The following is a 22,996-nucleotide window of genomic DNA, read 5'->3' on the forward strand; positions in this document are numbered from 1 at the left end:
ACGCAGCTCGGCCGGGTAGGACGGGGTGTAAGATCTCTTGCTCATCACAGGTATCCTTCGAGCTTTCTGCTCTCCGGTAAACCCGGGGCGGTTCAAAGGGCGGGACACCTTTGCCTTAACCCATTGACGTCATTGACCACCTACGGCGACCATCGCGGGACACTCCAGACTTGAAATCCAAGGGAAAATCGGAATGCTTGAAGCCCCTCCGGGCCTACCATGCCCGGCAGATCCGTCGCGACACAGGGCGATCCGGGTCCATCCGCTCCGCCCCCATCGAAATCCCCGTCGCTTTCGCGGACCGAGTCGCATCCTTGGAAGGACGACCTCGGCCGGATCGGGCAACGCCGGCCGGAACGCGCCGTCCCTTTCGACACCAGGCCAGAGCAAGTGATACAGATCCGGTGCGCCATCGACTATGCGTCCGAGCGCGGGATCGAGGTTCACGCGAGGTTCGTTCAATGAGTTTCAAGAAAGCGCTGGCTCAGATGAAGGCCCAGAACGCGCGGAGACCGAAGCCGCCAACGCCGCCGCCACCGGTGGAAAGCAAGGAGGCGACCGTTGATGCCTACCGGCAATTCACCCATGTCTTCTCGCACGCCGTGTACCGTGCGGCGGTTGGCGACCCGAAGGGCTTTGCGGCGTTTCTGGACCCGCAACCTGCGCGCGAGGACCTCGGTCGGGCGGTGCACGAAGCGCTTGCCGCGAGCCGCTTCATCACCCCCGAGCATCCCGAATGGGACACCGTAATGCGCCCGCCGACTGCAGACGAGATCAAGGCGCGGGAAAACGACCTGAAACGCCGCGCCGGTGTGAAAACCAACAAGGCTCTCTACAACGGTGTGGGAAGTGTTGCAGTCACCCTACAGGATGGACAGATCGAACTGAGTCCTTTGCGTCATCTCGGCCGCGGCGCTTGGGAAGGGATCAGGGGACACGAGCCAATACGACTGCCCGGGTCCATCTCCGACACCGAACTCGGCGACGCCGTCACGGCGGCTATCGAGATCAGCAGGAATTCGTAAGTTATTGATAATAATATACGTTGATCCGCGTCGTTGATCGTCGGAAAGTTGGAGAACGTCCGATCCCGGTCCCGCCCGCTCCGCCACTTACCCCCAAAGCATGCTCCCGCTCCGACCACGGCCCGAGCGCGGCGGCCGAACCGACCGCGACCGTGTCACACCCCGCTCAGGTCGCGCGGTCCGGCTCCGTGGCGCGGGCCTGCTCGCGCGCGCTGGGATGGGCCGAGGGGCGGAACGGCACCTCGACCACCTCGGCCGCGACGGGTTGGCCCGACACCTCGCTGTAGCCCTCGGGCAGCTCGACCAGGAGCTTCGTGCCCAGCTCCGTCTGCGCGATCGGCACGTATCCCAGCGCGATGTTGTAGCCCAGCTCCGGCGACCACCAGGGCGACGTCACATAGCCCACGCGCGCGCCGTCGGGCGTCGCGATCAGCCAGAAATCCGGCGCGTAGTCGGTGATCGGTTGCCCGCCCATCGCCAGGCCCACCAGCTTCAGGCGGAACGGGTAGCGCCCGGCCTCGATCTCGGCGCGCTGCGCCTCCAGCGCGGCGCGGCCGATATAGTCGGCCTCCTTCTTTCGCGGCACCTGATAGGCCAGGTTCACCTGGAACGGCGAGGTCTCGATATCCATGTCCTGCCCCCAGGACAGGATCCCCGCCGCGATCCTCCGGTGATGCGCCACCGCCGTCACCCGCAGCCCATAGCGCGCGCCCTGCCCGCGCAGCGCGTACCACACCGCCTCAGCATGCAGCGAGGCGTCGCGCACATAGACCTCATAGCCCTTCTCGCCGGAAAACCCGGTCTGGCTGACCACCACCGGGCAGCCGGCCAGCTCGGTCTCCATCAGCCCGTAATACGGCAGGTCGTGGATCGCCTCGCCGAACAGGTCGGCCATGAAATCCTCCGACCACGGCCCCTGCACCTGCAGCGGCGCCACGTCGATCTCGGCTATGTCCACGTCATAGCCCAGCCCGACATTCACCCCCTCTAGCCACAGCTGCAGGTCGCTGTCGGAGGCCGAGAACCAGAACTCGTCGTCGGCGAGCCGCAACAGCACCGGATCGTTCAGGATGCCGCCCGACTCGTTGCACAGGATCACGTATTTGCCGCGCATCGGCGCGATCTTCGTCGCGTCGCGGGTGACGACCCGGTTCACGAAGGCCTCCGCCTCCGGCCCGCGCACGCGGATCTGCCGCTCCACCGCGACGTTCCACAGCGTCACCCGGTTGACCAGTGCGTCGTATTCGGCCATCGCCCCGCCGTCCTCGGGCCGCACGTAGTTGCGCGGGTGGTACATGCGGTTATAAACCGTCGCCCGCCAGCAGCCCGCCTCGATCGACAGATCCCAGAACGGCGACTTGCGCACCCGGGTGGAGATCAGCATCTGCACCGGCGTCGGGCCGGATTGGCGAAGGTTGATGGGCACCAGCCGGTCCGACTGGTCGATGCTCGGCACGTTGGGATGCGGCCGCTCCTGCGTGGCCATGACGACACCTCCCTGACTGTCCGGCGGCCTGCCGCCCGGCGGTCGGGCCGGCCACCCCTCCCTGCAGGTTCAGGTAGAGGGCCGTCGGGCGTCGTCAAACCGCCCCGGGCGCCCCGCGGAACCCGCGCGGCCCAGGCGGCGTTCGTCACCGTGACCTGCCCGCGCGAAAGGACCGCCGCCGTGGACATGCCCCCAGACCGGACCCGCCAGGGCCGGACCGTCGCGATCGTGAACCCCGGCTCGGGCAGCGACGACATCGACGCGCTGATCGGCAGCGTGTCGCGCTTCTTCGACAGCGCCGCGACCCCCGGCGACGTCCGGATGGTGGGCGCCCGCGACGACATCGCGCAGATGGCCCGCCGCGCCGTCGACGAGGGCGCCGCCACGGTCGTGGCGGTGGGCGGCGACGGCACCGTGTCCACCGTGGCCGAGATCCTCGCCGGGACCGGCACCGCCCTGGGCGTCGTGCCGGCCGGCACCTTCAACTACTTCGCCCGCGGTCTCGGCGTGCCGCAAGACCCCGAGGCCGCGCTGCAGGCCATTGCCGAGGGCACCGTGCGCCCGGTCACGCTCGGCCGCATCAACGGCCGGGTGTTTCTGAACAATGCCAGCGTCGGCATCTACTCGCGCATCCGCCGCCAGCGCGAGCGGACCTACCGCCGGTTCGGCCGCTCGCGGCTGGCCGCCTACTGGTCCGTCCTCGCCGCCATCGTCCGCATCTACCGCCCGATGCGCCTGCGCCTGACGGTCGACGGCCACGAGCGCCGGCTGAAAAGCTCGCTGGTCTTCGTCGCCAACAGCGCCTACCAGATCGAGCAGTTCGGCATGGACGGCGCCGACGCCGTGCGCGCGGGCCTGCTGGCGGTCTACGTCTCGCGCGATACCGGCCGCTGGCACCTGATCAAGCAGGCCGTCCGGCTGGCGCTGAACGGCATCCAGCGCGGCCGCGACTTCGAGCTGATCACCGGCCGCGAGATCGTGCTGGACACCCGCCGCCCCTGGCACCATGTCGTCCGCGACGGCGAGCTGGCCCGCCTGCGCGGCCCGTTCCGGTTCGAAAGCGACCCGCAGGCGCTCCGCGTGATCGTACCGAAGGACACCGCGCCCTGATGCAACGCATCGTCCACCTGTCCGACCTGCATTTCGGCCGCGCCCGGCCGGAAGTGCTGACCCCGCTTCTGTCGGCCGTGGCCGAGGCCGTCCCCGACCTCGTCGTGGTCTCGGGCGATCTGACCCAGCGCGCCCGCCCCCGCGAGTTCCGCGAGGCCCGCGCCTTTCTCGACCGGCTGCCCGCGCCGTGGCTGGCGGTGCCCGGCAATCACGACGTGCCGCTCTACAATCTCGGCCAGCGCCTGCTGCGCCCCTATGCCAGGTATCGCCGGTGGATCGGCCAGACGCTGGCGCCGCAGCTGGTGAATGCGCAGGTCGCCGTGGTCGGGCTGAACACCGTCGATCCGCGCCGCCACCAGCGCGGCGAGGTGCGCAGCGCCGACATCGCCCGGCTCTGCGCCACCTTCGGCACCGGCCCACCCGAGCGGCTGAACATCGCCGTCGGGCACCATCCGTTCGAACAGGGCGCGCATATCGACAAGAGCCCGACCCGCCACGCCACCCGCGGCCTCGCCCGGCTGACCGAGTGCAACGCCCATGTCATCCTGTCGGGTCATCTGCACCTGTGGCATGCCGGCCCGTTCCTGACCAACGCCCGCGGCGCCGGGCCGATCCAGGTCCATGCCGGCACCTCGCTGTCGTCGCGGCTGCGCGGCGAGGTCAACGATTTCGCCCTGCTCGGGATCGACGCGGAGCGGCTGAGCGTCACCCGGATGGTCTATGACGACACCGCGCGGGGCTTCGCCGCGGCAGACCGGCTGTGGTTCCGCCGCGGCGCAGAGGGGTTGTCGCTGGAGGACGCGCGCGACCTCTGACCGGTCCGTTGATTAACCCTTCGCTAACCGAATGTTTCGCGCGCGAAACAAATGGTTGCGGGACGATCTTGATCCTTTGCGAAACGGGCCTCGATCCGGCGTCGTTCCGGGGCCGCCGCGCTACTCCGCCACCTTCAGCCGGCTGTCCTGCGTCAACTCGGTCCAGGCCTGGTATTGCGACAGGAACACCTTGCCGTTCAGCTCCTTCAGGAAATGCGTCTCCTTCAGCCGGTCCATCACCGGCCCCTTCACCTCGGACAGGTGGAAGCCGATCCCCAGATCGGTCAGCCGGTGATTGATCGCCTCCAGGCTTTCCAGCGCCGAGTAGTCGACCTCGTTCACCGCCGGGAACATCAGCACCACGTTGCGGATCGGACAGTCCGCCGCGATCCGGTCCTGCACCAGATCCTCCAGGAACCGCGCGTTGACGAAATACAGGCTCTCGTCCACCCGCAGGGTCAGCAGCGTCGGATCGGTCTCGACCTTGTGGCGGTTGATGTTGCGGAAATGCTCGGTCCCCGGCACCAGCCCCACCTCGGCCACATGCGGCGCGGAGGTCTTGTAGAGATGCAGCAGCACCGACAGCACCACGCCCGAGGCCACGCCGATCTCCACCCCCATCCCCAGCGTCAGCAGGATCGTCGCGGTGACGGCGGCGAAGTCGGATTTCGAATAGGCCCAGGTCTTCTTCAGGATCGAGAAGTCCACGAGGCTCAGCACCGCCACGATGATCGTCGCCGCCAGCGTCGCCTTCGGCAGGAAGAAGACCAGCGGCGTCAGCGCGACCGCGGCGATGGCCAGCCCGATGGCGGTGAAGGCGCCCGCGGCCGGCGTCTCGGCGCCCGCATCGAAATTCACGACCGAACGCGCGAAGCCGCCCGTCACCGGGTAGCCGCCGGTGAAGGCCGCGCCGATATTGGCCGCGCCCAGCCCGATCAGCTCCTGGTTCGGGTCGATCCGCTGGCGTTTCTTCGCGGCCAGCGTCTGGGCGACCGAGACCGACTCCACGAAGCCGATGATCGAGATCAGGATCGCCGGGATCGCCAGCTGCCGGATCAGCTCGGGCGCAAAGCCCGGCAGGGTCAGCGGCGGCAGGCTCTGCGGCACCTCGCCCACCACGGCGACATTGCCCCAGCCCGACAGCCCGAAGGCCCAGGTGGCGAGCGTGGTGACCACGACGGCGGCCACCGGCCCGGCCTTGGTGGCGACATCCGCTAGCTTCGGCGACAGCCCGGCCTTCAGCAGCCGCGGCTTCAGCCCCTTGCGCACCCAGAACAGGAAAGCGGTGGTGGCGGCGCCGATGATCAGCGTGACGACGCTCAGCTGCGTCAGATGCGACAGCAGCGAGCCGACCATCTCGATCAGCGTGTGGCCGTGCGCCTCGACGCCCAGGATATGCTTGAGCTGGCTGGTCGCGATCAGGATGCCGGAGGCGGTGATGAAGCCCGCGATGACCGGATGGCTGAGGAAATTCGCAAGGAACCCCAGCCGGAACAACCCCAGCGCCAGCAGGAAGCCGCCCGACAATAGCGCCAGCGTCAGCGCGGCGACGGCATAGCCGGCGGTGCCGGCCTCGGCCACCTGCCCCACGGCCGAGGCGGTCAGCAGCGAAACGACGGCCACGGGCCCCACGGCCAGCGCCCGGCTGGTGCCGAAGATGGCGTAAAGGATGATGGGCACGATCGAGGCGTAGATGCCGGCCTCGGGCGGCAGGCCCGCCAGCAGCGCGTAGGCCAGCGATTGCGGGATCAGCATGATCGTGACGATCACCGCCGCGATCATGTCGTTCGAGAACGTCTCGCGGTTATAGCCCGCGCCCCAGTCGAAAACGGGTATGTAACGGCGGAGTGTGTCGATCATGGGTCTGCTCTTTTGTTGGTGGACCCGGGCGGCGCATCCCGCCCCGCCCGTCCGTGAGGTGCCCCGCGCCCGACGGCGCGGAGAGAGGTCATTCCGCGGCGACGGATAGTGGCTCGGGCTTGGCCATCCATTCCTTGCCGCGCAGCATCGCGCGCCAGTAGATCGGCGGCAGCATACGCTCCTTCAGGAACCAGGCCGCGCGGGTCGGCTTGGTGCCGTCGATCACGAATTTCGGGAAGCTCGGCAGCAGCGTGCCGCCATAGCCGAACTCGGCCAGCACGATCTTGCCCCGCTCCACCGTCAGCGGGCAGGAGCCATAGCCGTTATACTGCGCCACCGGCGCGCGGCCGGCGATGTCGGCGGCCACGTTCTCGGCCACCACCGGCGCCTGCATCCGCGCCGCGGCGGCGGTCTTGGCGTTGGGCGCGTTCATCACGTCGCCGAGGCTCCAGACATTGTCGTAGGTCTTGTGGCGCAGGGTCGCCTGGTCCACGTCGACCCAGCCGGCCGCATCGGCCAGCGGCGAGACGCGGATGAAATCCGGCGCCACCTGCGGCGGCACGACATGGATCATGTCGAACTCCATCTCGACCGTCGTCGGCTCGGCGTCGGGTTTCTTCACCTCGAAGGTGGCCTTCTTCGCCGGCCCGTCGATGGCGACGAGGTTGTGGAAGAAGTTCAGCGTGGCGCCGTATTTCTCGATATATTTCTCCAGTGCCGGGACATAGTCCTTCACCCCGAAGAGCACACCGCCCGCGTTGTTGAACTGGATGTCGATATCCTTCAGCACGCCCGCGCGGGCCCAGTGGTCGCCCGACAGATACAGCGCCTTCTGCGGCGCGCCGGCGCATTTGATCGGCATCGGCGGCTGGGTGAAGATGGCGCGGCCCGCTTTCATGTCCTGCACGAGCTGCCACGTATAAGGCGCGAGGTCGTAACGGTAATTCGACGTGACGCCGTTCCGGCCGAGGGTCTCTTCCAGCCCCGCGACGCCGTCCCAGTTCAGCTTCAGCCCCGGGCAGACGATCAGGCGGTCGTATTTGACGACCCGGCAGCCGTCGAGGATGACGGCGTTGTTGTCGGGCTCGAAGGCGGCGACGGCGGCCTTGATCCAGTGAACGCCGCGCGGGATCAGCGAGCCCATGGTCTTGGCGGTGTCGGCCGGCGCGAACACGCCGCCGCCGACCATGGTCCAGCCCGGCTGATAGTAATGGATGTCGGCGGGGTCGATCAGGGCGATGTTCAGCCCCGCGTTACGCGCCCGAAGGCTGGAGGCCACGGCGATGCCCGCCGCGCCGGCGCCGACGATCACCACGTCGAAGCTGGCGTCACCGGTATCCGTGGGCGTCTTGCCGCCGTTGGCGATGCGCCGCGCGACGCCGTGCATGTCGTAGCCCGCCGCCTGCGTCGCGGCGAGGATCTCGGTCATCGGCTTGGTCCCAGCCTGGCTCAGCGCCCAGAGCGTCGACGACCGCATGCCCGAGCGGCAATAGGCGAAGACCGGCCCCGGCAGCTCGCGCAGGGCCTCGCCGAAGGCCGCGGCGTCGGCGTCCGACACCTTGCCCGAGACGACCGGCAGGTAGCGGAACTCCAGCCCCTGCGCCTCGGCCGCGCGGGCGATCTCTTCCGAGCTCGGCTGGTCGCCGCCCTCGCCGTCGGGGCGGTTGCAGACGACCGAGCGGAAGCCCTTCGCCTTCAGCTCGGCCACGTCCGCCGCGGCGATCTGGCCGGATACTGCAAGATCGGGCGATATATGCCTGATATCCATGTCTGTTTCCTCCTGCGCCACGCCTCGGCGGGCGATTTCCGTTTGGGGTGATCGGGCCGGTCCCGGCCCGCTCGGGCAAATGCCGGGCGGCGCCGGGGCGCGCGGGCGCCGGGCGGACCGCCCCGGGGACGGGGCGGCCCAATTCCTGTCTGCGGCTTACAGCCCGTTGACCGGCACTTTCAGCATCGGGTTGCCGTCCTTGTCGGTCGGCACCTCGCCGGCGCGCATGTTCACCTGCAGCGACGGGATGATCAGCTTGGGCATGTCGAGCGTCGCGTCGCGCTCGGTGCGCATCTTGACGAACTCTTCCTTCGTCTTGCCGGCGCCGACATGGATGTTGTGCGCCTTCTCGTCGCCGACGGTGGTTTCCCACTGGATGTCGCGGCCGTTCGGCCCGTAGTCGTGGCACATGAACAGCCGGGTCTCGTCGGGCAGCGCCAGCACCTTCATGATCGAGTCATACAGCGTCTCCGCATCCCCGCCCGGGAAGTCGGCGCGCGCCGAGCCGCCGTCGGGCATGAACAGCGTGTCGCCCACGAAGGCCGCGTCGCCGATGACATGGGTCATGCAGGCCGGCGTGTGGCCCGGCGTGTACATGGCGAAGGCCGTCATGTTGCCGATCTGATAGGTGTCGCCGTCCTCGAACAGGGCGTCGAACTGCGAGCCGTCGCGCTGGAACTCGGTGCCCTCGTTGAAGATCTTGCCGAAGGTGTCCTGCACCACGAGGATCTTCGCGCCGATGCCGATCTTGCCGCCCAGCTTCTCCTGGATGTAGGGCGCGGCCGACAGGTGGTCGGCGTGGACGTGGGTCTCGATGATCCACTCCAGTTTGCAGCCGCGCTCCTGGATGGTGCGGATCAGCTCGTCGGCGTGATCATAGGTGATCCGGCCGGCGGCATAGTCGATGTCCATCACGCTGTCGACAATCGCGCAGGCGTTCGAGGTCGGATCCGTCACGATGTAGCTGATGGTGTTGGTCGCGGGGTCGAAGAACGCTTCGACCTCTGGCTTGATGTCCATGTTGACGGGATAGTCGGTCATGTTTTCTCTCCGTTTCGAGACGGCCGGGATCCAGTCCCTGGCCAGGATGTGAATTCGGTGCCGGTCAGCTCCGGCAGGTCTTGAGGCCGAAGATCGCATAGATCGGGCAGATACGGACGGCCGACGTGACGAGCATGACGACACCGAGGATCGCGGCGATCCATTTCAGCGCCCCCGCCTCCAGCGCGGGCAGGCCGCTGAAGAAGGCCAGATACAGAAGAACCAGTCCCAGGACCGCGCGCAGGATGCGGTCTATCGTTCCGACATTGGTCGCCATCGCGAGCCTCCTTTTTCGCTGCGGCCGGTCCCGTTTTGGGCCGGATCCGGTCAGTCACATTCAAATAGGTGAATGTTACTGCGATTACTACCCCCTCCGCGGTCTCGTACTGCGGCACGCCGCCGCGCACCTTGATCCGGCGCAAGTGGCCCGCGTCTGCCCAAATTCTCGTCGAAGGACGGGCGCGCGGCGCCTGCGGGGCCGGAACGGGCGCAAAATCCCGGCAATAAGGTGCGAAGCCGTTGAATCTCTTGTGGCGACGGGCCTAAACGAAGGACACGTGCGGCCGGTCCCGGCCGCGCGGGGTTCGTTTCCAACCGGGGTGACACCGGAGACATGCCGACTTTTCCGCCGTCCCTGACCGCGCGCGTGGCTGCGCTGCTCGACCGAATCTATCCCGACGCGGATACTGCGGCGCTGGCGACGCGGGTGGCGGAAGCCTACTGGCCCGGCGAGGCCGGCCCGCGCAAGCTGCCGCGCAAGCCGGGCAATTCGCTCTGGTCGCAGCGCGACGCGGTGCTGGTGACCTATGGCGACACGATCCTCGACGGGGTCCACAAACCGCTGGACCTGTTGCACGACTTCCTGACGAACCACATGCGCGGAGCGGTGAACGGGGTGCATATCCTGCCGTTCTTTCCCTTCACCTCGGATGACGGGTTCGCGGTCACGGACTATCGCAAGGTGAACCCCGCGCTCGGCGACTGGCCCGATATCAGCCGGATCGGCCGGTCGTTCCACCTGATGTCGGACATGGTGCTGAACCACGTCTCCAGCCAGGGCACCTGGTTCAACGCCTACCGGCAGGGCAGGAAACCCTATGACCGGTTCTTCTACGAGGCCTCGCCCGAGGACGACCTGTCCGCCGTCGTCCGCCCGCGCACCACGCCGCTTCTGCAGGAGGTGGAGACGGTCGGGGGCACCAAACATGTCTGGTGTACCTTCAGCCACGACCAGATCGACCTGAACTTCGCCAACCCGGAAGTGCTGCTGGAGATCCTGCGGATCATCCGGCTGCATGTGGATATGGGGGTGCGAATCCTGCGGCTGGACGCGGTGGCCTTCATCTGGAAGGAGCCGGGGACCAAGTCGATCCACATGCCGCAGACCCACGCGATCGTGCAGCTTCTGCGGCTTCTGGCGGATTATTCGGCGGAGCCTCTGGTGCTGTTGACCGAGACGAACGTGCCGAAGGCCGAGAACCTGTCGTATTTCGGCAAGCGCAACGAGGCGCATTCGATCTACAACTTCCCGCTGCCGCCGCTGATCCTCTATGCGCTGCTGTCGGGGTCGTCGAAATACCTGGGCGCCTGGGCCCGGGCGATGCCGCCGGCGCCCCTGGGCTGCGCCTATCTGAACTTCACCGCGAGCCATGACGGCGTGGGGATGCGGCCGGCCGAGGGGCTGCTGCCCGAGCCGGAGATCGCGCGGATGATCGAGACGGTGCAGGGCTCGGGCGGGCTGGTGTCAATGCGGGCGCTGCCGGACGGGGGTCAGTCGGTCTACGAGTTGAACACCTCGTATTTCTCGGCGATGGAGCGGACCTTCGAGGGCGCGGACGGGCGGCAGATCGCGCGGTTCGTCTGCTCGCAGACCATCGTGATGTCGCTGGAAGGCGTTCCGGCCTTCTACATCCACTCGATGCTGGCCACGCCGAACGATCTGGACGCGGTGGAGCGGCGCGGGATGAACCGGGCGATCAACCGGCATCGCTGGGACTATCCGACGCTGCGGGCGCGGCTGGCGAACCCCGAGACCGATCAGGCGCGGGTGATGCTGTCGCTGACCGAGCGGCTGCGGCTGCGCGCCCGGCAGCCGGCGTTTCATCCGAACGCGACGCAGTTCACGCTGCCTTTGGACGACCGGGTCTTCGGGGTCTGGCGGCAGTCGCTGGACCGGGCGCAGTCGATCTTCGCGCTGCACAATGTCAGCGCGGAGACGGTGGAGGTGCCGGCCTCGTCGCTGAACCTGATCGCCGACGAGGGCTGGGTCGATCTGCTGTCCGGCGAGAAGGTGACGCCGGAGACCGACATGGTCAGCCTGGCGCCGTATCAGTGCCGGTGGATCACGAATTATCACTAGGGGGTCAGCGCGGCTCGCACCGATAAGTCATTGATATTAATGTAGATTACATTCGCTCGGGAAGCACCGACACACTATACGACACTGGGTCAGCCGTGGGACATTTCCACCTGCCTCGCGCGGCGGAACGCCGTGCAGCGTGGGGTCCCGCCCTCAGTTCCCCTGCGCCGCCTCGGCTTCCAGCCGCCGGTAGGCCGCCACGTTGTCCTGGTGCTCGGGATAGCTCTCGGCAAAGACGTGCCCGTCGCCGGGATCGAGGCTCTTGGCCACGAAATACAGGAAGTCCGTGTCCGCCGGGTTCGTCGCCGCAGCCAGCGCGTCCATCCCCGGATTCGCGATGGGGGTCGGCGGCAGCCCGTCGATGACATAGGTGTTGTAGTCGTTGCGCGCCCTGAGCTCGCTCTGCCGCAGCCCGCGGCCCAGCACGCCGCGCCCATTGGTGACGCCGTAGATCACCGTCGGATCGGTCTGCAGCCGCATCCCCTCCTCCAGCCGGTTCACGAAGACCGAGGCGACCTGCCCCCGCTCCGTCGCGATCCCGGTCTCCTTCTCGACGATGGAGGCCAGGATCACCGCCTCTTCCTTCGTCTCGTAGGGCAGATCCTCGGCGCGGTTGCGCCAGGCCTCGTCGATCCGCTCCTCCTGCCGCGCGCGCATCTCGGCCAGCAGCTCGCCGCGGTCGTCGCCGGTGCGCACCTCGTAGCTGTCGGGCGCCAGGTAGCCCTCGGCGGGGATCTCCTCGACCGCGCCGGTCATCACGTCGACGGCCTTCAGCCCCTCGACGATCTGCCAGCTGGTGACGCCCTCGGCCACCACGATGCGGAACTGGGTGCCCACCTGGTCGCGGTACTGCTCGTAGAGCGCCTGCGCCTGCGCCACGTCCTCGCCGTCCGGGTCGAAGCTGACCAGTTCCACGAAGCGGTTGGTGCCCGGGTCCAGCTCGCGCACCTGCACCGTCTCGCTGTTCACGCTGATCCGGTAGACCACCTCGGTGCCGCAGGTGTTGCGCCCGCTGCCGGTGACCGCGGCGACGATCTCCTGCATCGAGGCGCGTTCCGGGATCAGGAAGTTGCCGGCCTTCAGGTCACCCGACCGATCGCTGTAATCCGCCCCGATCCGCAGGATGCGCGGGCTGCTGACGGCGCCGCGGCCCGAGAGATCCTCGGCCACGCCCGCCATCGTCTCGCCCGGCTTCACCTGCAGGCAGATCGGCGCGTCCAGCGGTCCCTCGGCCACGTATTGCGCCTTGCCCCAGCCGATCACGCCCGCCGCGGCGATGCACAGCACGATCAGCAGCGTCAGCCCGTTCGACGCGACCGAGCGCCACATCAGCCGGGCGCCCCCAGCACCAGCGACGCATTGGTGCCGCCGAACCCGAAGGAGTTCGACAGCGCCACCTTCACCTCGCGGTCGCGCCGCGTGTTCGGCGCCAGGTCGAGCTTCGGCTGGACGTCGGGGTTGTCCAGGTTGATCGTCGGCGGCGCCACCTGGTCGCGGATCGCCAGGATCGAGAAGATCGCCTCGATCGCGCCCGCCGCGCCCAGCAGGTGGCCGGTCGCCGACTTGGTCGAGGACATCGTCGCCTTCGACGCGGCCGCGCCCATCAGCCGCTCCACCGCCGCCAGCTCGATCGTGTCGGCCATGGTCGAGGTGCCGTGCGCGTTGATGTAGTCCACATCGGCCGGCTCGATCCCGGCGCGGTTCAGCGCCGCCTCCATCGAGCGATAGCCGCCGTCGCCGTCCTCGGACGGGGCGGTGATGTGATAGGCGTCGCCCGACAGGCCGTAGCCCAGGATCTCGGCATAGATCTTCGCGCCGCGCTTCACCGCGTGGTCGTAATCCTCCAGCACCACGACGCCCGCGCCCTCGCCCATCACGAAGCCGTCGCGGTCGGCGTCATAGGGCCGGCTCGCCGATTTGGGGTCGTTGGCGTATTTCGTCGACAGCGCCTTGCAGGCGTTGAAGCCGGCGATGCCGATCTCGCAGATCGAGCTTTCCGTCCCGCCGGCGATCATCACCTCGGCATCGCCCCACTGGATCAGCCGCGCCGCGTCGCCGATGGCATGGGCCCCGGACGAGCAGGCCGTCACCACGGCGTGGTTCGGCCCCTTGAAGCCGTAGCGGATGCCCACCTGCCCCGAGACCAGGTTGATCAGCGCGCCGGGGATGAAGAAGGGCGACACGCGCCGCGGCCCCTTCTCGGCGATGAGCTGGGTCGTCGCCTCGATGGACTGCAGCCCGCCGATGCCGGAGCCGATCATCACGCCGGTGCGCAGGCGGTCTTCCTCGTCCTCGGGCATCCAGCCGGCGTCGCGCACCGCCTGGTCGGCCGCCGCCATCCCGAACAGGATGAAGTCGTCGACCTTGCGCCGCTCCTTGGGCTCCATCCAGTCGTCGGCGTTGAACGTGCCGTCCGAGCCGTCGCCCAGCGGCACCTCGCACGCATAGGTTGTCACCACCCGGCTCGCGTCGAACTTGGTGATCGGCCCCGCCCCGGACTGTCCGTCCAGGATCCGGGACCAGCTTTCCTCCACGCCACAGGCCAGCGGAGTCACCATCCCCAGCCCGGTCACGACCACTCGCCGCATCGCTCTACCTCACGTGTTTCCGCCGCCATCTGATACACGGCCCGCTTGGGCGGGGGCAAGCCCGCCATGCCCTGTGCGCCCCGGACGGGCTCCGAAGCGCCGCCCGCATGCCGCAATCGCCGGGCCGCGCGCGGACGGACCAAAGCAGAAAGGCGCCCCGCGGGGCGCCTCCATCCGGTCCGGCCCTTGGGGTCTGCGGATCAGTCGCTGTGCTGCGAGATGAACGAGACCGCGTCGCCGAAGGTCTGGATCGTCTCGGCCGCGTCGTCCGGGATCTCGATGCCGAACTCTTCCTCGAACGCCATCACCAGCTCGACCGTGTCCAGCGAGTCGGCGCCCAGATCGTCGATGAAGGAGGCGGATTCGGTGACCTTCTCCTCTTCGACACCCAGATGCTCCACCACGATCTTCCTAACGCGCTTTTCGACGTCGCTCATCTTCGTTCCTCATTCCTACTCGGGGTCCGCACCCGTCTTTTTTCCTTGCCCCGCAAAGGGGCGTCTCTTTGCCCGCTCGAGCGCGCCAGAGTCGCCGTGGGCGCGCTGCGGCCCCGGCGAAATGTGCGCCGCCTATACCATATCGGCGAACAGAGGCAACCGTTTTTCGGGGGCCTCGGACGCCTTCAGAACATGCCCATCCCGCCGTTCACATGCAAGGTCGCACCGGTGACATAGGCGGCCTCGGGGCTGGCCAGATAGAGCACCGCGGCGGCGATCTCGTCGGCCTCGCCCATGCGGCCGGTGGGCACCTGTTTCAGGATCGCGGCCTTCTGGTCGTCGGTCAGTTTCTCGGTCATCGCGGTGGTGATGAAGCCGGGCGAGACGACGTTCACCGTCACCCCGCGGCCGGCCACCTCGTAGGCCAGCGACTTCGACATGCCGACGAGCCCGGCCTTCGCGGCGGCGTAATTGCCCTGGCCCGGGTTGCCCGCGGCACCGACGACCGAGCCGATATTGACGATCCGGCCCCAGCGCGCCTTCATCATGCCGCGCAGACAGCCGCGCGACAGCCGCATCGCGCTGGTCAGGTTCACCTCCAGCACGCTGTCCCATTCCTCGTCGGTCATCCGCAGGAACAGGTTGTCGCGGGTGATGCCGGCATTGTTCACCAGCACGTCCACCGCGCCCATCGCCTCGGCGGCCTGCTTCGGCAGCGCGGCGACGGCGTCGCGGTCGCTCAGGTTGCACGGCAGCACATGCGCCCGGTCGCCCAGCTCGCCCGCCAGCGCCTCCAGCGGTTCGGTCCGCGTGCCCGACAGGCCGACGGTCGCGCCGGCCCCGTACAGCGCCGTGGCGATGGCGCCGCCGATTCCCCCAGAGGCGCCGGTGACCAGCGCCGCCTTTCCCGTCAGATCGAACATGCCCGTGCTCCGCTGTTTCGGTCCGCGTTGCGATAGCAGGGCGCGGAGCTAGGCGCAAACGCCGTCGCCAACCGGCCTCAGCCCAGGCTCTCCGCCGCCGCCGTCACCTCTTCCGGCGTCCCGACGGCCCGGGTCGCCAGGCTCTTCTCGATCCGGCGGACCATGCCGGTCAGCGCCTTGCCGGCGCCGATCTCCCAGGTCTCGTCCACGCCCTGCGCCGCCATCCAGGCCACCGATTCCCGCCAGCGCACCGCGCTCGTTACCTGCTCGACCAGCAGCCCGCGGATCGTCTCGGGATCGCTCACCGCCTCGGCCACCACGTTGGCCACCAGCGGCACCGCCGGACGGGCGATCTCCACCGCGTCGAGCGCCGCCGCCATCGCCTCGGCCGCCGGCGCCATCAGCGGGCAGTGGAACGGGGCGCTCACCGGCAGCATCACCGCCCGACGCGCGCCGGCCCCCTTGGCCATTTCAACGGCCCGCTCGACGGCCGCCTTGTGGCCCGAGACCACCACCTGCGCGGGGTCATTGTCGTTGGCCGCCACGCAGACCTCGCCCTGTGCGGCATCCTTCGCCACCGCCGCCGCGGCCTGGAAGTCCAGGCCCAGAAGCGCCGCCATCGCTCCCTCGCCGACCGGCACCGCCTCCTGCATCGCGCGGCCGCGGATGCGCAGGAGCCGCGCCGTGTCGGCCACCGACAGCGCCCCCGCCGCCGCCAGCGCCGAGTACTCGCCCAGCGAATGTCCCGCCACGTAGCCCGCGGCCTCGACGCCCACGCCCTCGGCCTTCAGCGCCGCCATCGCCGCCAGCGAGGTCGCCATCAGCGCCGGCTGGGCGTTCTGGGTCAGCGTCAGTTCGTCCAGCTCGCCCTCCCAGATCAGCGCGCTCAACGCCTCGCCGAGCGCGTCGTCGACCTCCTCGAAGACCGCCCGGGCCGCCGGGTAGGCCTCGGCCAGCGCCCGGCCCATGCCGATCGTCTGCGCCCCCTGGCCCGGAAAGATGAATGCGCGGCTCATGGCTGTCCCTCCCTGTCTGGTCAGCGGGCGGGATAGCGCGCGGCGCGGCCCGTGGCAATCCGCCCGCGACCGGCCCTTGCACGATACCCGCTTTCGCTGTAAGCGGACGCTTCCCTTCGCGAACACCCGACACCGGCGCAGCCTCTCGTGGCCCGGCCAGCGGAGGGACCGACCCGGCCGGTCCTATGAAATGCGCCCTGAAAAGAAGTGGAGAGTACATGCCGCTGTACGAGCATGTCTTCATCGCGCGCCAGGACCTGTCCAACACGCAGGCCGAGGGTCTCATCGAACATTTCGGCACCGTCCTGTCGGACAACGGCGGCAAGGTCGTCGATTCCGAGTACTGGGGCGTCAAGACGATGGCCTACAAGATCAAGAAGAACCGCAAGGGCCACTACTCCTTCCTGCGGACCGACGCGCCCGCGCCGGCCATCCAGGAGATGGAGCGCCTGATGCGGTTGCACGACGACGTGATGCGCGTGCTGACGATCAAGGTCGACGAACACGCCGAAGGCCCGTCGATCCAGATGCAGAAGAAGGACGACCGCGACGGCGGCCGTCGCGAGCGCCGCTAGGACAGGAGTGTAAACCATGGCAGCCAAACCGTTTTTCCGCCGCCGCAAGGTCTGCCCCTTCTCCGGCGACAATGCGCCCGCGATCGACTACAAGGACACGCGCCTGTTGCAGCGCTATATCTCCGAGCGCGGCAAGATCGTGCCGTCCCGCATCACCGCGGTGTCGTCCAAGAAGCAGCGTGAGCTGGCCCGCGCCATCAAGCGCGCCCGCTTCCTCGCGCTCTTGCCCTACGCCGTGAAGTAAGGAGGCCATCATGGATGTCATTCTTCTCGAACGTGTGGCGAAGCTCGGCCAGATGGGCGACGTCGTCAGCGTGAAAGAGGGCTACGCGCGCAACTTCCTGCTGCCGCAGAAGAAGGCGCTTCGGGCCTCGAAAGACAACGTCGCCGCCTTCGAGGCGCAGAAGGCCGAGCTGGAGGCGCGCAACCTCGAGACCAAGAAAGAGGCCGAGGCGCTGGCGCAGAAGCTCGACGGCGCCAAGTTCGTCGTGATTCGCGCGGCGTCGGACGGCGGCTCGCTCTACGGCTCGGTCACGCCCCGCGACGTCGAGGCGGTGGCCAAGGAAGAGGGCCTGTCGGTCAGCCGCAAGCAGGTCGTCATCGGCGAGCCGATCAAGGAGCTGGGCCTGCGCGAGATCACCGTCGTGCTGCACCCCGAGGTCGAGGCCATCGTCACCCTGAACGTCGCCCGCTCGCCGGAAGAGGCCGAGCTGCAGGCGCAGGGCAAGTCGATCCAGGATGTCGCCGCCGAGGAAGAGGCCGAGGCCGAATTCGAGATCTCGGAACTGTTCGACGACATCGGCGCCGCGACCGCCGAGGACGAGGATCTGTCGGTCGTCGACACGCCCGAGAGCGAGGACAGCGGCGAGGAGCAGCCCGACCTGTCGGGCGAGCGGAACACCTGATCGTGTCCGCCGCGTAGATCGAAAGGCCGCCCCGCCCGGGCGGCCTTTTTCTTTTTTGGACAGGCCCTTCCGGCCCGTTCTTCGACCTGCCCGCCGACCAGACGCAAGAGCGTCGCCGCGCTTGATTCCGCGCCCCGCCGCCTCATCTTCTCCGCCAGGATCACAGACAGACGGAGAGATCATGCCCCGCCTTGCCCTGTTCGCCGCCGCCGCGCTGACGGCCGCGCCGCTTCACGCCCAGGACCTGTTCGACTACGGCACCCGCAACACCGAGTTCGCCCCCGCCTTCGAGGCGCAGTTCCGCGCGCCGCAGGTCGCCTCCGGCGTCACGCTGGAGACGACGACCGTCGCCGGCGGGCTGGAGCATCCCTGGGGCGTCGCCGTGCTGCCCGAGGGCGGCTATCTGGTCACCGAGCGGCCCGGCCGGATGCGGCACGTGGGTGCCGACGGCACGTTGTCGGACCCGATCGCTGGCATTCCGGACGTGGTGGCGATGCAGCAGGGCGGCCTGCTCGACGTGGCGCTGGCGCCCGATTTCGAGACCAGCCGGATGATCTACTGGACCTATGCCAAGCCGGTGGGCAACGCCACGGCCACGGCCGCCGCCCGCGGCACCCTGTCCGAGGATTACGCCCGCGTCTCCGGGGTCGAGGACATCTGGGTGCAGGAGCCCGCCGTGCCGGTCCCCGCCCATTTCGGCAGCCGCATCCTGTTCGACGGCGCGGGCCACGTCTTCATCACCACGGGCGAGCATTTCACGGTCGAATACCGGCAATACGCCCAGGAGATGGACAAGACCTTCGGCAAGGTGATCCGGCTGCATCCGGACGGCACCGTCCCCGACGACAACCCCTTTGCCGGCGACGAGACCGCCGCGGCCGGCATCTGGTCGCTGGGGCACCGCAACATCCAGGGCGCCACCTTCATGGAGGGCGATCTCTGGACCGTCGAGCACGGGCCGAAGGGCGGCGACGAGCTGAACCTGACCGAGGCCGGCAAGAACTATGGCTGGCCGGTCGTCTCCTATGGCGTGAACTACAGCGGCACCGAGGTCGGCTCGGGCGAGGCGGATCACGCCGCCCGCGGCTTCGACGAGCCGGATTATTTCTGGGATCCGGTGATCGCGCCTTCCGGCATGACGGTCTATGACGGCGGGATGTTCGAGGCCTGGCAGGGAGACCTGCTGATCGGCTCGCTCAGCCCCGGCGCGCTGGTCCGCCTGTCGGTCGAGAACGGACGGGTGACCGAGGAGGAACGGTTCCTGCCCGATATCGGCCGGGTACGCGACGTGGTTGTGGACGACGACGGATCGGTGCTGATCCTGATCGACGCCGACGACGGGGAACTGGTGCGGCTGACCCCGGCCGGGTGACGCGCCCGGCGCCGCGGCGGGGTGCTGCCCGGCGGTCCGCCGCGCGGCGCCCCCTGTCGTGCAGCGCGCGGACGCCGATGCCCGTTACCGCTAGCGGCAAAAAAATCAAAGACTTGGCATAGCGTCCAACCTCGGACGCTTCCCGTTACCCCTCCGGAATATCCCCCTTGTCGATCATCGCCGCCTGCAGATCGGCATAGGCCGCCCGCCACGCCGCCTCCACATCCGCCCCGAGATCGCCGTCCAGCCCGTCGCGGATGGTCTCGATCAGCGCCTCCTCCATCGGCGCGAACATCTCGGCCGTGACCCCGAGCCGGCGATGCTGCTGGCCCAGCTCCTCGATCCGCTCGGCCAGCGCCTGCGGCGTCTCGATATAGTCGAGCACCGCCTCCAGGGTGGTCATGAACTTCATCCCCTGCCCCGCGATGTCGTCGGTCCGGAACATCGGCCGCAGATCGGGGCGCAATCGGAACAGCTCTTCGTAGAAGAAGGTCGAGGCGGGCTGAATCCGCGGCTTCAGCTTGTCGAAGCTCCACCGGATCAGCGCGATCTGTTCATGGGTCACAGGCATGGCGCGTTCCTCTCCGTCCCGGCCCGTTCAGGCTAGGCGGCGGGCGGGGCGGCAGCCTTGATCCATCTCAAGCCGCCGGGCCTTCGCCGCGGGAAACGCGGCCCGCGCAGGGCAGAAAAGAAAGAAGGGCCGCCCCGCAAGGCGACCCCCCTCATCCTCCTCCCCAGAAGGACGTCAGCCTGCGTCTTCCTCCTCCAGCGCCTCGACGGCTTGCTGGAGCTCCTCCTTGGAGACCGGCTTTTCCGAAATATCGGCGAGTTCGAAGACATAGTCCACCACTTTGTCCTCGAAAATCGGCGCCTGGATCTGCTGGCGCATCTGCGGGTTCTGCTGGACGAACTCGAAGAACTGCCGCTCCTGCCCCGGATACTGCCGCGCCTGCTGCATGACGGCCTGGGTCATCTCGGAGTCGGAGACCTGGATGTCGTTCTTCTGGCCCAGCTCGGCCAGCAGCAGGCCCAGCCGCACGCGGCGCTCGGCGAGCTTGTAATGCTCGTCGGTCGGCTCGATCTCGCCGTGGTCGTGGCCGTGATCGTCCGGGTGATCCTCGTGGTAGAGCTGGTGGGCGATCTGTTTCGCCTCGGTCTCCACCAGGCTCGGCGGCAGGTCGAACTGCACCTGCGCGTCCAGCTGGTCGAGGAGCTTGCGCTTCATCACCGCGCGGGCGGCCTGGTCGTATTCGGCCTGCAGCCGCTCGCGGATCTGGCCCTTCAGCGCCTCCAGATCCTCGGCGCCGTATTTCTTGGCCAGTTCGTCATCCACCGGTGCGGGTTCCGGCGCCTTCACCGCCTTGACCGTGGTGGCGAATGTCGCCTCCTTGCCGGCCAGGTGCTCGGCGCCGTATTCCTCGGGGAAGCTCACCTTGACCTCGACCTCGTCGCCCGCCTTGGCGCCGACGAGCTGTTCCTCGAAGCCGGGGATGAAGCTGTCGGAGCCGAGGGTCAGCGGATAGTCCTCGGCCGCGCCGCCCTCGAATTCCTCGCCGTCGACCGAGCCCTTGAAGTCGATCACCACCTGGTCGCCGTCCTGGGCCGCGGCGCCCGCCTCGCGGTCCTCGAAGTTCTGCGCCGAGGCGGCGAGCGATTGCAGCGCCTCGTCGACATCGGCGTCGGCGGGCGTGACGACCATCTTCTCCAGCGACAGCGCCTTCATGTCGACCTCGGGGATCTCCGGCAGCTTCTCGTAGGACATCGACACCTCGACGTCCTGGCCTTCCTGCCAGTCCTTGTTGGTCATCTCGACGTTGGGCTGCAGCGCCGGGCGGTCGCCGGTATCCTCGAAATGCTGCGACATGGCGCCGTCGATGGCTTCCTGCATCGCCTCGCCCATGACCTGCTGGCCGAACTGCTTCTTCAGCAGCGCCATCGGCACCTTGCCCTTGCGGAAGCCCTTCAACTGCACCTCGGGCTGGGCCTCGGCGAGCTTGGCGTTGACCTTCTCGTCCAGTTCGTCGGCGGTCAGCTTGATCGAGTACTCGCGCTTCAGACCTTCGTTGAGGGTCTCGGTGACCTGCATATCGTCCTCATTCTCCCAGGGCCGCGGCGACGGGGGGCGCGCGGCCGCGCAAAATCAGACGCCCTAATAGGGCCGGCAACCCGGCTTCGCAAGCGGAAACCCGGCCGCGCGCGGGACGGTCCGGGCCGGCATGCCGCCTCAGACCAGCCGCTCCAGCCGTCCCTTGCGCCTGACGATGTTTCTGTAGTCCCACTGGACCACCCGCGCCTCCGCGATCCAGCGGGTCAGCAGCGCCGGATCGACCTGCGACACGGCGGTATAGCGCGCCTCGGCCGCCTTGAACTTGCCCTCGGGCGCCAGGCCCGGCGTCTCGAAGGACTGGCCGCTCCAGAACAGCAAGCGGATGCAGGATTTCAGGCGGCTGTAACCGACGATCGGATTGCCGTCGAGAAACCAGACCGGGTGGCCGTGCCAGATCCGGCGCTCGGCCTCCGGCAGCGTGTCGTCGATCGCCGCGCGCAGCCGGTCGCAGATGACGCGATCCGCCTCGGTCAGGCTGGCGTGAAAGGCGTCTATGCTGTCGAAGCCCATGGGCCAGGATAGCACGCCGCAGGCCGGCCCCCTACGCCGATGCCGACGCGCGTGGTGCGGGTGAGAGGACTCGAACCTCCACGCCTCGCGGCGCCAGAACCTAAATCTGGTGCGTCTACCAGTTCCGCCACACCCGCACGCGCCGGCTCATAGCAAAGCGCAACCGGCGGGGATAGAGGCAATACGGGCTTCTTCTCGTGACAAATACGCATTCCGGCGGCGGCCGCCGCGCGCACCGCCGGGACGACGCGGCGACCTCCGGCCCTCACCGTCTCAGGCCTCCAGCTCGGCGTCCCAGTAGAGAAAGTCGATCCAGGTCTCGTGCAGGTGGTTGGGCGGGAACTTGCGGCCCATGTTGCGCATCTCTTCCGCCCCCGGCTGGCGCGGCGGCTTGCGCAGCGCCATGCCGGCGCGGCGCAGGCTGCGCGAGCCCTTCTTCAGGTTGCAGGGCGAACAGGCCGCCACCACGTTCTCCCAGCTGGTCACCCCGCCGCGCGACCGCGGCACCACGTGGTCGAAGGTCAGATCGCCCTTCGAGCCGCAATACTGGCAGCGGAATTCGTCCCGCAGAAAAAGATTGAAGCGCGTGAAGGCCACGCGCTTCTGGGGTTTCACGTAATCCTTCAGCACCACGACGGAGGGTATTCGAATCTCGATGGAGGGGCTTCTGACGACATCGTCGTACTCGGCCACGATGTCGACGCGGTCCAGAAACGCCGCCTTGACCGCCTCCTGCCACGGCCAGACGGATAACGGGTAGTAGGACAGCGGCCGGTAATCCGCGTTCAGCACCAGCGCCGGATGCTGCCTGAGCGAGGTCTGCTCCCTCACGAAACTGGTTCTGAACTCCGCCTGCATGACCGACTCCGTCTGCGCCCTGACTGCCCCGTAACCTTCGGCACCAGAGCGGGGAACCGCCCCGGATTAACCCTGACTATATATGGCGTTTCGCACCGTGCAAGTCCCGCTAGATGCGGTGTTGCCGCACATTGCGTAGAACGAAAAGGCGACAGGCTTATGACAGAGCGGGCAGGACGGGGGCGCAAGGCCGCCGGCGAACGCCCGAACGGGCGTCGCCTCTCGCGGCAGAGGGACGCGC

The 22,996-nt window shown here is 68.2% G+C and carries 22 protein-coding genes and 1 tRNA gene; 8 read left to right on the plus strand and 15 right to left on the minus strand.

Annotated elements, in window-relative coordinates; all coding sequences use genetic code 11:
* Nucleotides 1–461: 461 nt before the first annotated feature.
* Nucleotides 462–1,025 (plus strand): contact-dependent growth inhibition system immunity protein, encoded by a 564-nt coding sequence (locus P1J78_RS17870; RefSeq protein WP_275568743.1) that lies wholly within the window; start codon nucleotides 462–464, stop codon nucleotides 1,023–1,025.
* A gap of 166 nt (nucleotides 1,026–1,191) precedes the next feature.
* Here the strand turns inward: P1J78_RS17870 and P1J78_RS17875 are convergent, their stop codons facing one another.
* The gene (locus P1J78_RS17875; protein ID WP_275568744.1) at nucleotides 1,192–2,511 is read right to left on the minus strand and encodes a glycine cleavage T C-terminal barrel domain-containing protein; all 1,320 of its coding nucleotides are present in this window, start codon (nucleotides 2,509–2,511) and stop codon (nucleotides 1,192–1,194) included.
* Between the two features lie 186 nt (nucleotides 2,512–2,697).
* Here P1J78_RS17875 and P1J78_RS17880 point away from each other — a divergent pair, with 186 nt between their 5' ends.
* Entirely contained in the window at nucleotides 2,698–3,621 is a 924-nt protein-coding gene (locus tag P1J78_RS17880; protein ID WP_275568772.1) for a diacylglycerol/lipid kinase family protein, read from the plus strand.
* A complete protein-coding gene (locus P1J78_RS17885; protein ID WP_275568745.1) occupies nucleotides 3,621–4,436 on the plus strand; it encodes a metallophosphoesterase family protein in 816 nt (271 codons plus the stop codon). The genes P1J78_RS17880 and P1J78_RS17885 overlap by 1 nt, the downstream gene beginning before the upstream one ends.
* 120 nt (nucleotides 4,437–4,556) lie before the next feature.
* Here the strand turns inward: P1J78_RS17885 and P1J78_RS17890 are convergent, their stop codons facing one another.
* The 4 genes from P1J78_RS17890 to P1J78_RS17905 form a co-directional block, all read right to left on the minus strand.
* Nucleotides 4,557–6,296: a SulP family inorganic anion transporter gene (locus P1J78_RS17890; RefSeq protein WP_275568746.1), complete on the minus strand. Its 1,740-nt coding sequence runs from the start codon at nucleotides 6,294–6,296 to the stop codon at nucleotides 4,557–4,559.
* 88 nt (nucleotides 6,297–6,384) lie between these two features.
* Complete coding sequence (locus P1J78_RS17895) at nucleotides 6,385–8,064, minus strand: bifunctional protein tyrosine phosphatase family protein/NAD(P)/FAD-dependent oxidoreductase (protein WP_275568747.1); 1,680 nt, start codon at nucleotides 8,062–8,064, stop codon at nucleotides 6,385–6,387.
* A 156-nt stretch (nucleotides 8,065–8,220) separates the two neighbouring features.
* Complete coding sequence (locus P1J78_RS17900) at nucleotides 8,221–9,105, minus strand: MBL fold metallo-hydrolase (RefSeq protein WP_275568748.1); 885 nt, start codon at nucleotides 9,103–9,105, stop codon at nucleotides 8,221–8,223.
* Nucleotides 9,106–9,169: 64 nt separating this feature from the next.
* Nucleotides 9,170–9,382: a YgaP family membrane protein gene (locus P1J78_RS17905; RefSeq protein WP_275568749.1), complete on the minus strand. Its 213-nt coding sequence runs from the start codon at nucleotides 9,380–9,382 to the stop codon at nucleotides 9,170–9,172.
* Between the two features lie 336 nt (nucleotides 9,383–9,718).
* Here P1J78_RS17905 and P1J78_RS17910 point away from each other — a divergent pair, with 336 nt between their 5' ends.
* Nucleotides 9,719–11,464, plus strand: coding sequence for an alpha-amylase family glycosyl hydrolase (locus P1J78_RS17910; protein ID WP_275568750.1), 1,746 nt, complete (start codon nucleotides 9,719–9,721; stop codon nucleotides 11,462–11,464).
* A 153-nt stretch (nucleotides 11,465–11,617) separates the two neighbouring features.
* On the opposite strand, the gene mltG is transcribed toward P1J78_RS17910, so the two are convergent.
* The 5 genes from mltG to fabD form a co-directional block, all read right to left on the minus strand.
* Nucleotides 11,618–12,793 carry an endolytic transglycosylase MltG gene (gene mltG / locus P1J78_RS17915; RefSeq protein ID WP_275568751.1) on the minus strand — a complete coding sequence of 392 codons (1,176 nt, stop codon included), beginning with the start codon at nucleotides 12,791–12,793 and terminating at the stop codon, nucleotides 11,618–11,620.
* Nucleotides 12,793–14,052, minus strand: a complete 1,260-nt coding sequence (gene fabF, locus P1J78_RS17920) for a beta-ketoacyl-ACP synthase II (protein ID WP_275568752.1) — start codon at nucleotides 14,050–14,052, stop codon at nucleotides 12,793–12,795. Before fabF ends, mltG begins: the two co-directional genes overlap by 1 nt.
* A 200-nt stretch (nucleotides 14,053–14,252) precedes the next feature.
* Nucleotides 14,253–14,489 carry an acyl carrier protein gene (locus P1J78_RS17925; RefSeq protein WP_275568753.1) on the minus strand — a complete coding sequence of 79 codons (237 nt, stop codon included), beginning with the start codon at nucleotides 14,487–14,489 and terminating at the stop codon, nucleotides 14,253–14,255.
* A gap of 185 nt (nucleotides 14,490–14,674) precedes the next feature.
* The gene (gene fabG / locus P1J78_RS17930) at nucleotides 14,675–15,412 is read right to left on the minus strand and encodes a 3-oxoacyl-[acyl-carrier-protein] reductase (protein WP_275568754.1); all 738 of its coding nucleotides are present in this window, start codon (nucleotides 15,410–15,412) and stop codon (nucleotides 14,675–14,677) included.
* Nucleotides 15,413–15,489: 77 nt separating this feature from the next.
* Complete coding sequence (gene fabD / locus P1J78_RS17935) at nucleotides 15,490–16,428, minus strand: ACP S-malonyltransferase (RefSeq protein ID WP_275568755.1); 939 nt, start codon at nucleotides 16,426–16,428, stop codon at nucleotides 15,490–15,492.
* A 218-nt stretch (nucleotides 16,429–16,646) separates the two neighbouring features.
* Between fabD and rpsF the strand changes: the two genes are divergently transcribed.
* From rpsF to P1J78_RS17955, 4 genes are all read left to right on the plus strand, one after another.
* On the plus strand, nucleotides 16,647–17,003 hold the full coding sequence (rpsF, locus tag P1J78_RS17940; protein WP_275568756.1) for a 30S ribosomal protein S6: 357 nt from the start codon (nucleotides 16,647–16,649) through the stop codon (nucleotides 17,001–17,003).
* A gap of 16 nt (nucleotides 17,004–17,019) precedes the next feature.
* Nucleotides 17,020–17,247, plus strand: a complete 228-nt coding sequence (gene rpsR, locus P1J78_RS17945; protein WP_088664074.1) for a 30S ribosomal protein S18 — start codon at nucleotides 17,020–17,022, stop codon at nucleotides 17,245–17,247.
* 10 nt (nucleotides 17,248–17,257) lie between these two features.
* A complete protein-coding gene (gene rplI / locus P1J78_RS17950) occupies nucleotides 17,258–17,908 on the plus strand; it encodes a 50S ribosomal protein L9 (RefSeq protein ID WP_275568757.1) in 651 nt (216 codons plus the stop codon).
* Nucleotides 17,909–18,089: 181 nt separating this feature from the next.
* The gene (locus P1J78_RS17955) at nucleotides 18,090–19,280 is read left to right on the plus strand and encodes a PQQ-dependent sugar dehydrogenase (protein ID WP_275568758.1); all 1,191 of its coding nucleotides are present in this window, start codon (nucleotides 18,090–18,092) and stop codon (nucleotides 19,278–19,280) included.
* Between the two features lie 145 nt (nucleotides 19,281–19,425).
* On the opposite strand, the gene P1J78_RS17960 is transcribed toward P1J78_RS17955, so the two are convergent.
* The 5 genes from P1J78_RS17960 to P1J78_RS17980 all read right to left on the minus strand — a co-directional run bounded on the left by P1J78_RS17960 (nucleotide 19,426) and on the right by P1J78_RS17980 (nucleotide 22,755).
* Nucleotides 19,426–19,851, minus strand: a complete 426-nt coding sequence (locus tag P1J78_RS17960) for a globin domain-containing protein (RefSeq protein WP_275568759.1) — start codon at nucleotides 19,849–19,851, stop codon at nucleotides 19,426–19,428.
* Between the two features lie 174 nt (nucleotides 19,852–20,025).
* Nucleotides 20,026–21,366 (minus strand): trigger factor, encoded by a 1,341-nt coding sequence (gene tig, locus P1J78_RS17965; protein ID WP_275568760.1) that lies wholly within the window; start codon nucleotides 21,364–21,366, stop codon nucleotides 20,026–20,028.
* Nucleotides 21,367–21,504: 138 nt separating this feature from the next.
* Entirely contained in the window at nucleotides 21,505–21,897 is a 393-nt protein-coding gene (locus P1J78_RS17970) for a DUF1801 domain-containing protein (protein ID WP_275568761.1), read from the minus strand.
* 52 nt (nucleotides 21,898–21,949) lie between these two features.
* A tRNA-Leu gene (locus P1J78_RS17975) sits at nucleotides 21,950–22,034 on the minus strand.
* A 136-nt stretch (nucleotides 22,035–22,170) separates the two neighbouring features.
* Nucleotides 22,171–22,755: an HNH endonuclease gene (locus tag P1J78_RS17980; protein WP_275568762.1), complete on the minus strand. Its 585-nt coding sequence runs from the start codon at nucleotides 22,753–22,755 to the stop codon at nucleotides 22,171–22,173.
* Nucleotides 22,756–22,996 lie beyond the last annotated feature (241 nt).

The organism is Psychromarinibacter sediminicola (assembly GCF_029168335.1).
Classification (GTDB): domain Bacteria; phylum Pseudomonadota; class Alphaproteobacteria; order Rhodobacterales; family Rhodobacteraceae; genus Psychromarinibacter; species Psychromarinibacter sediminicola.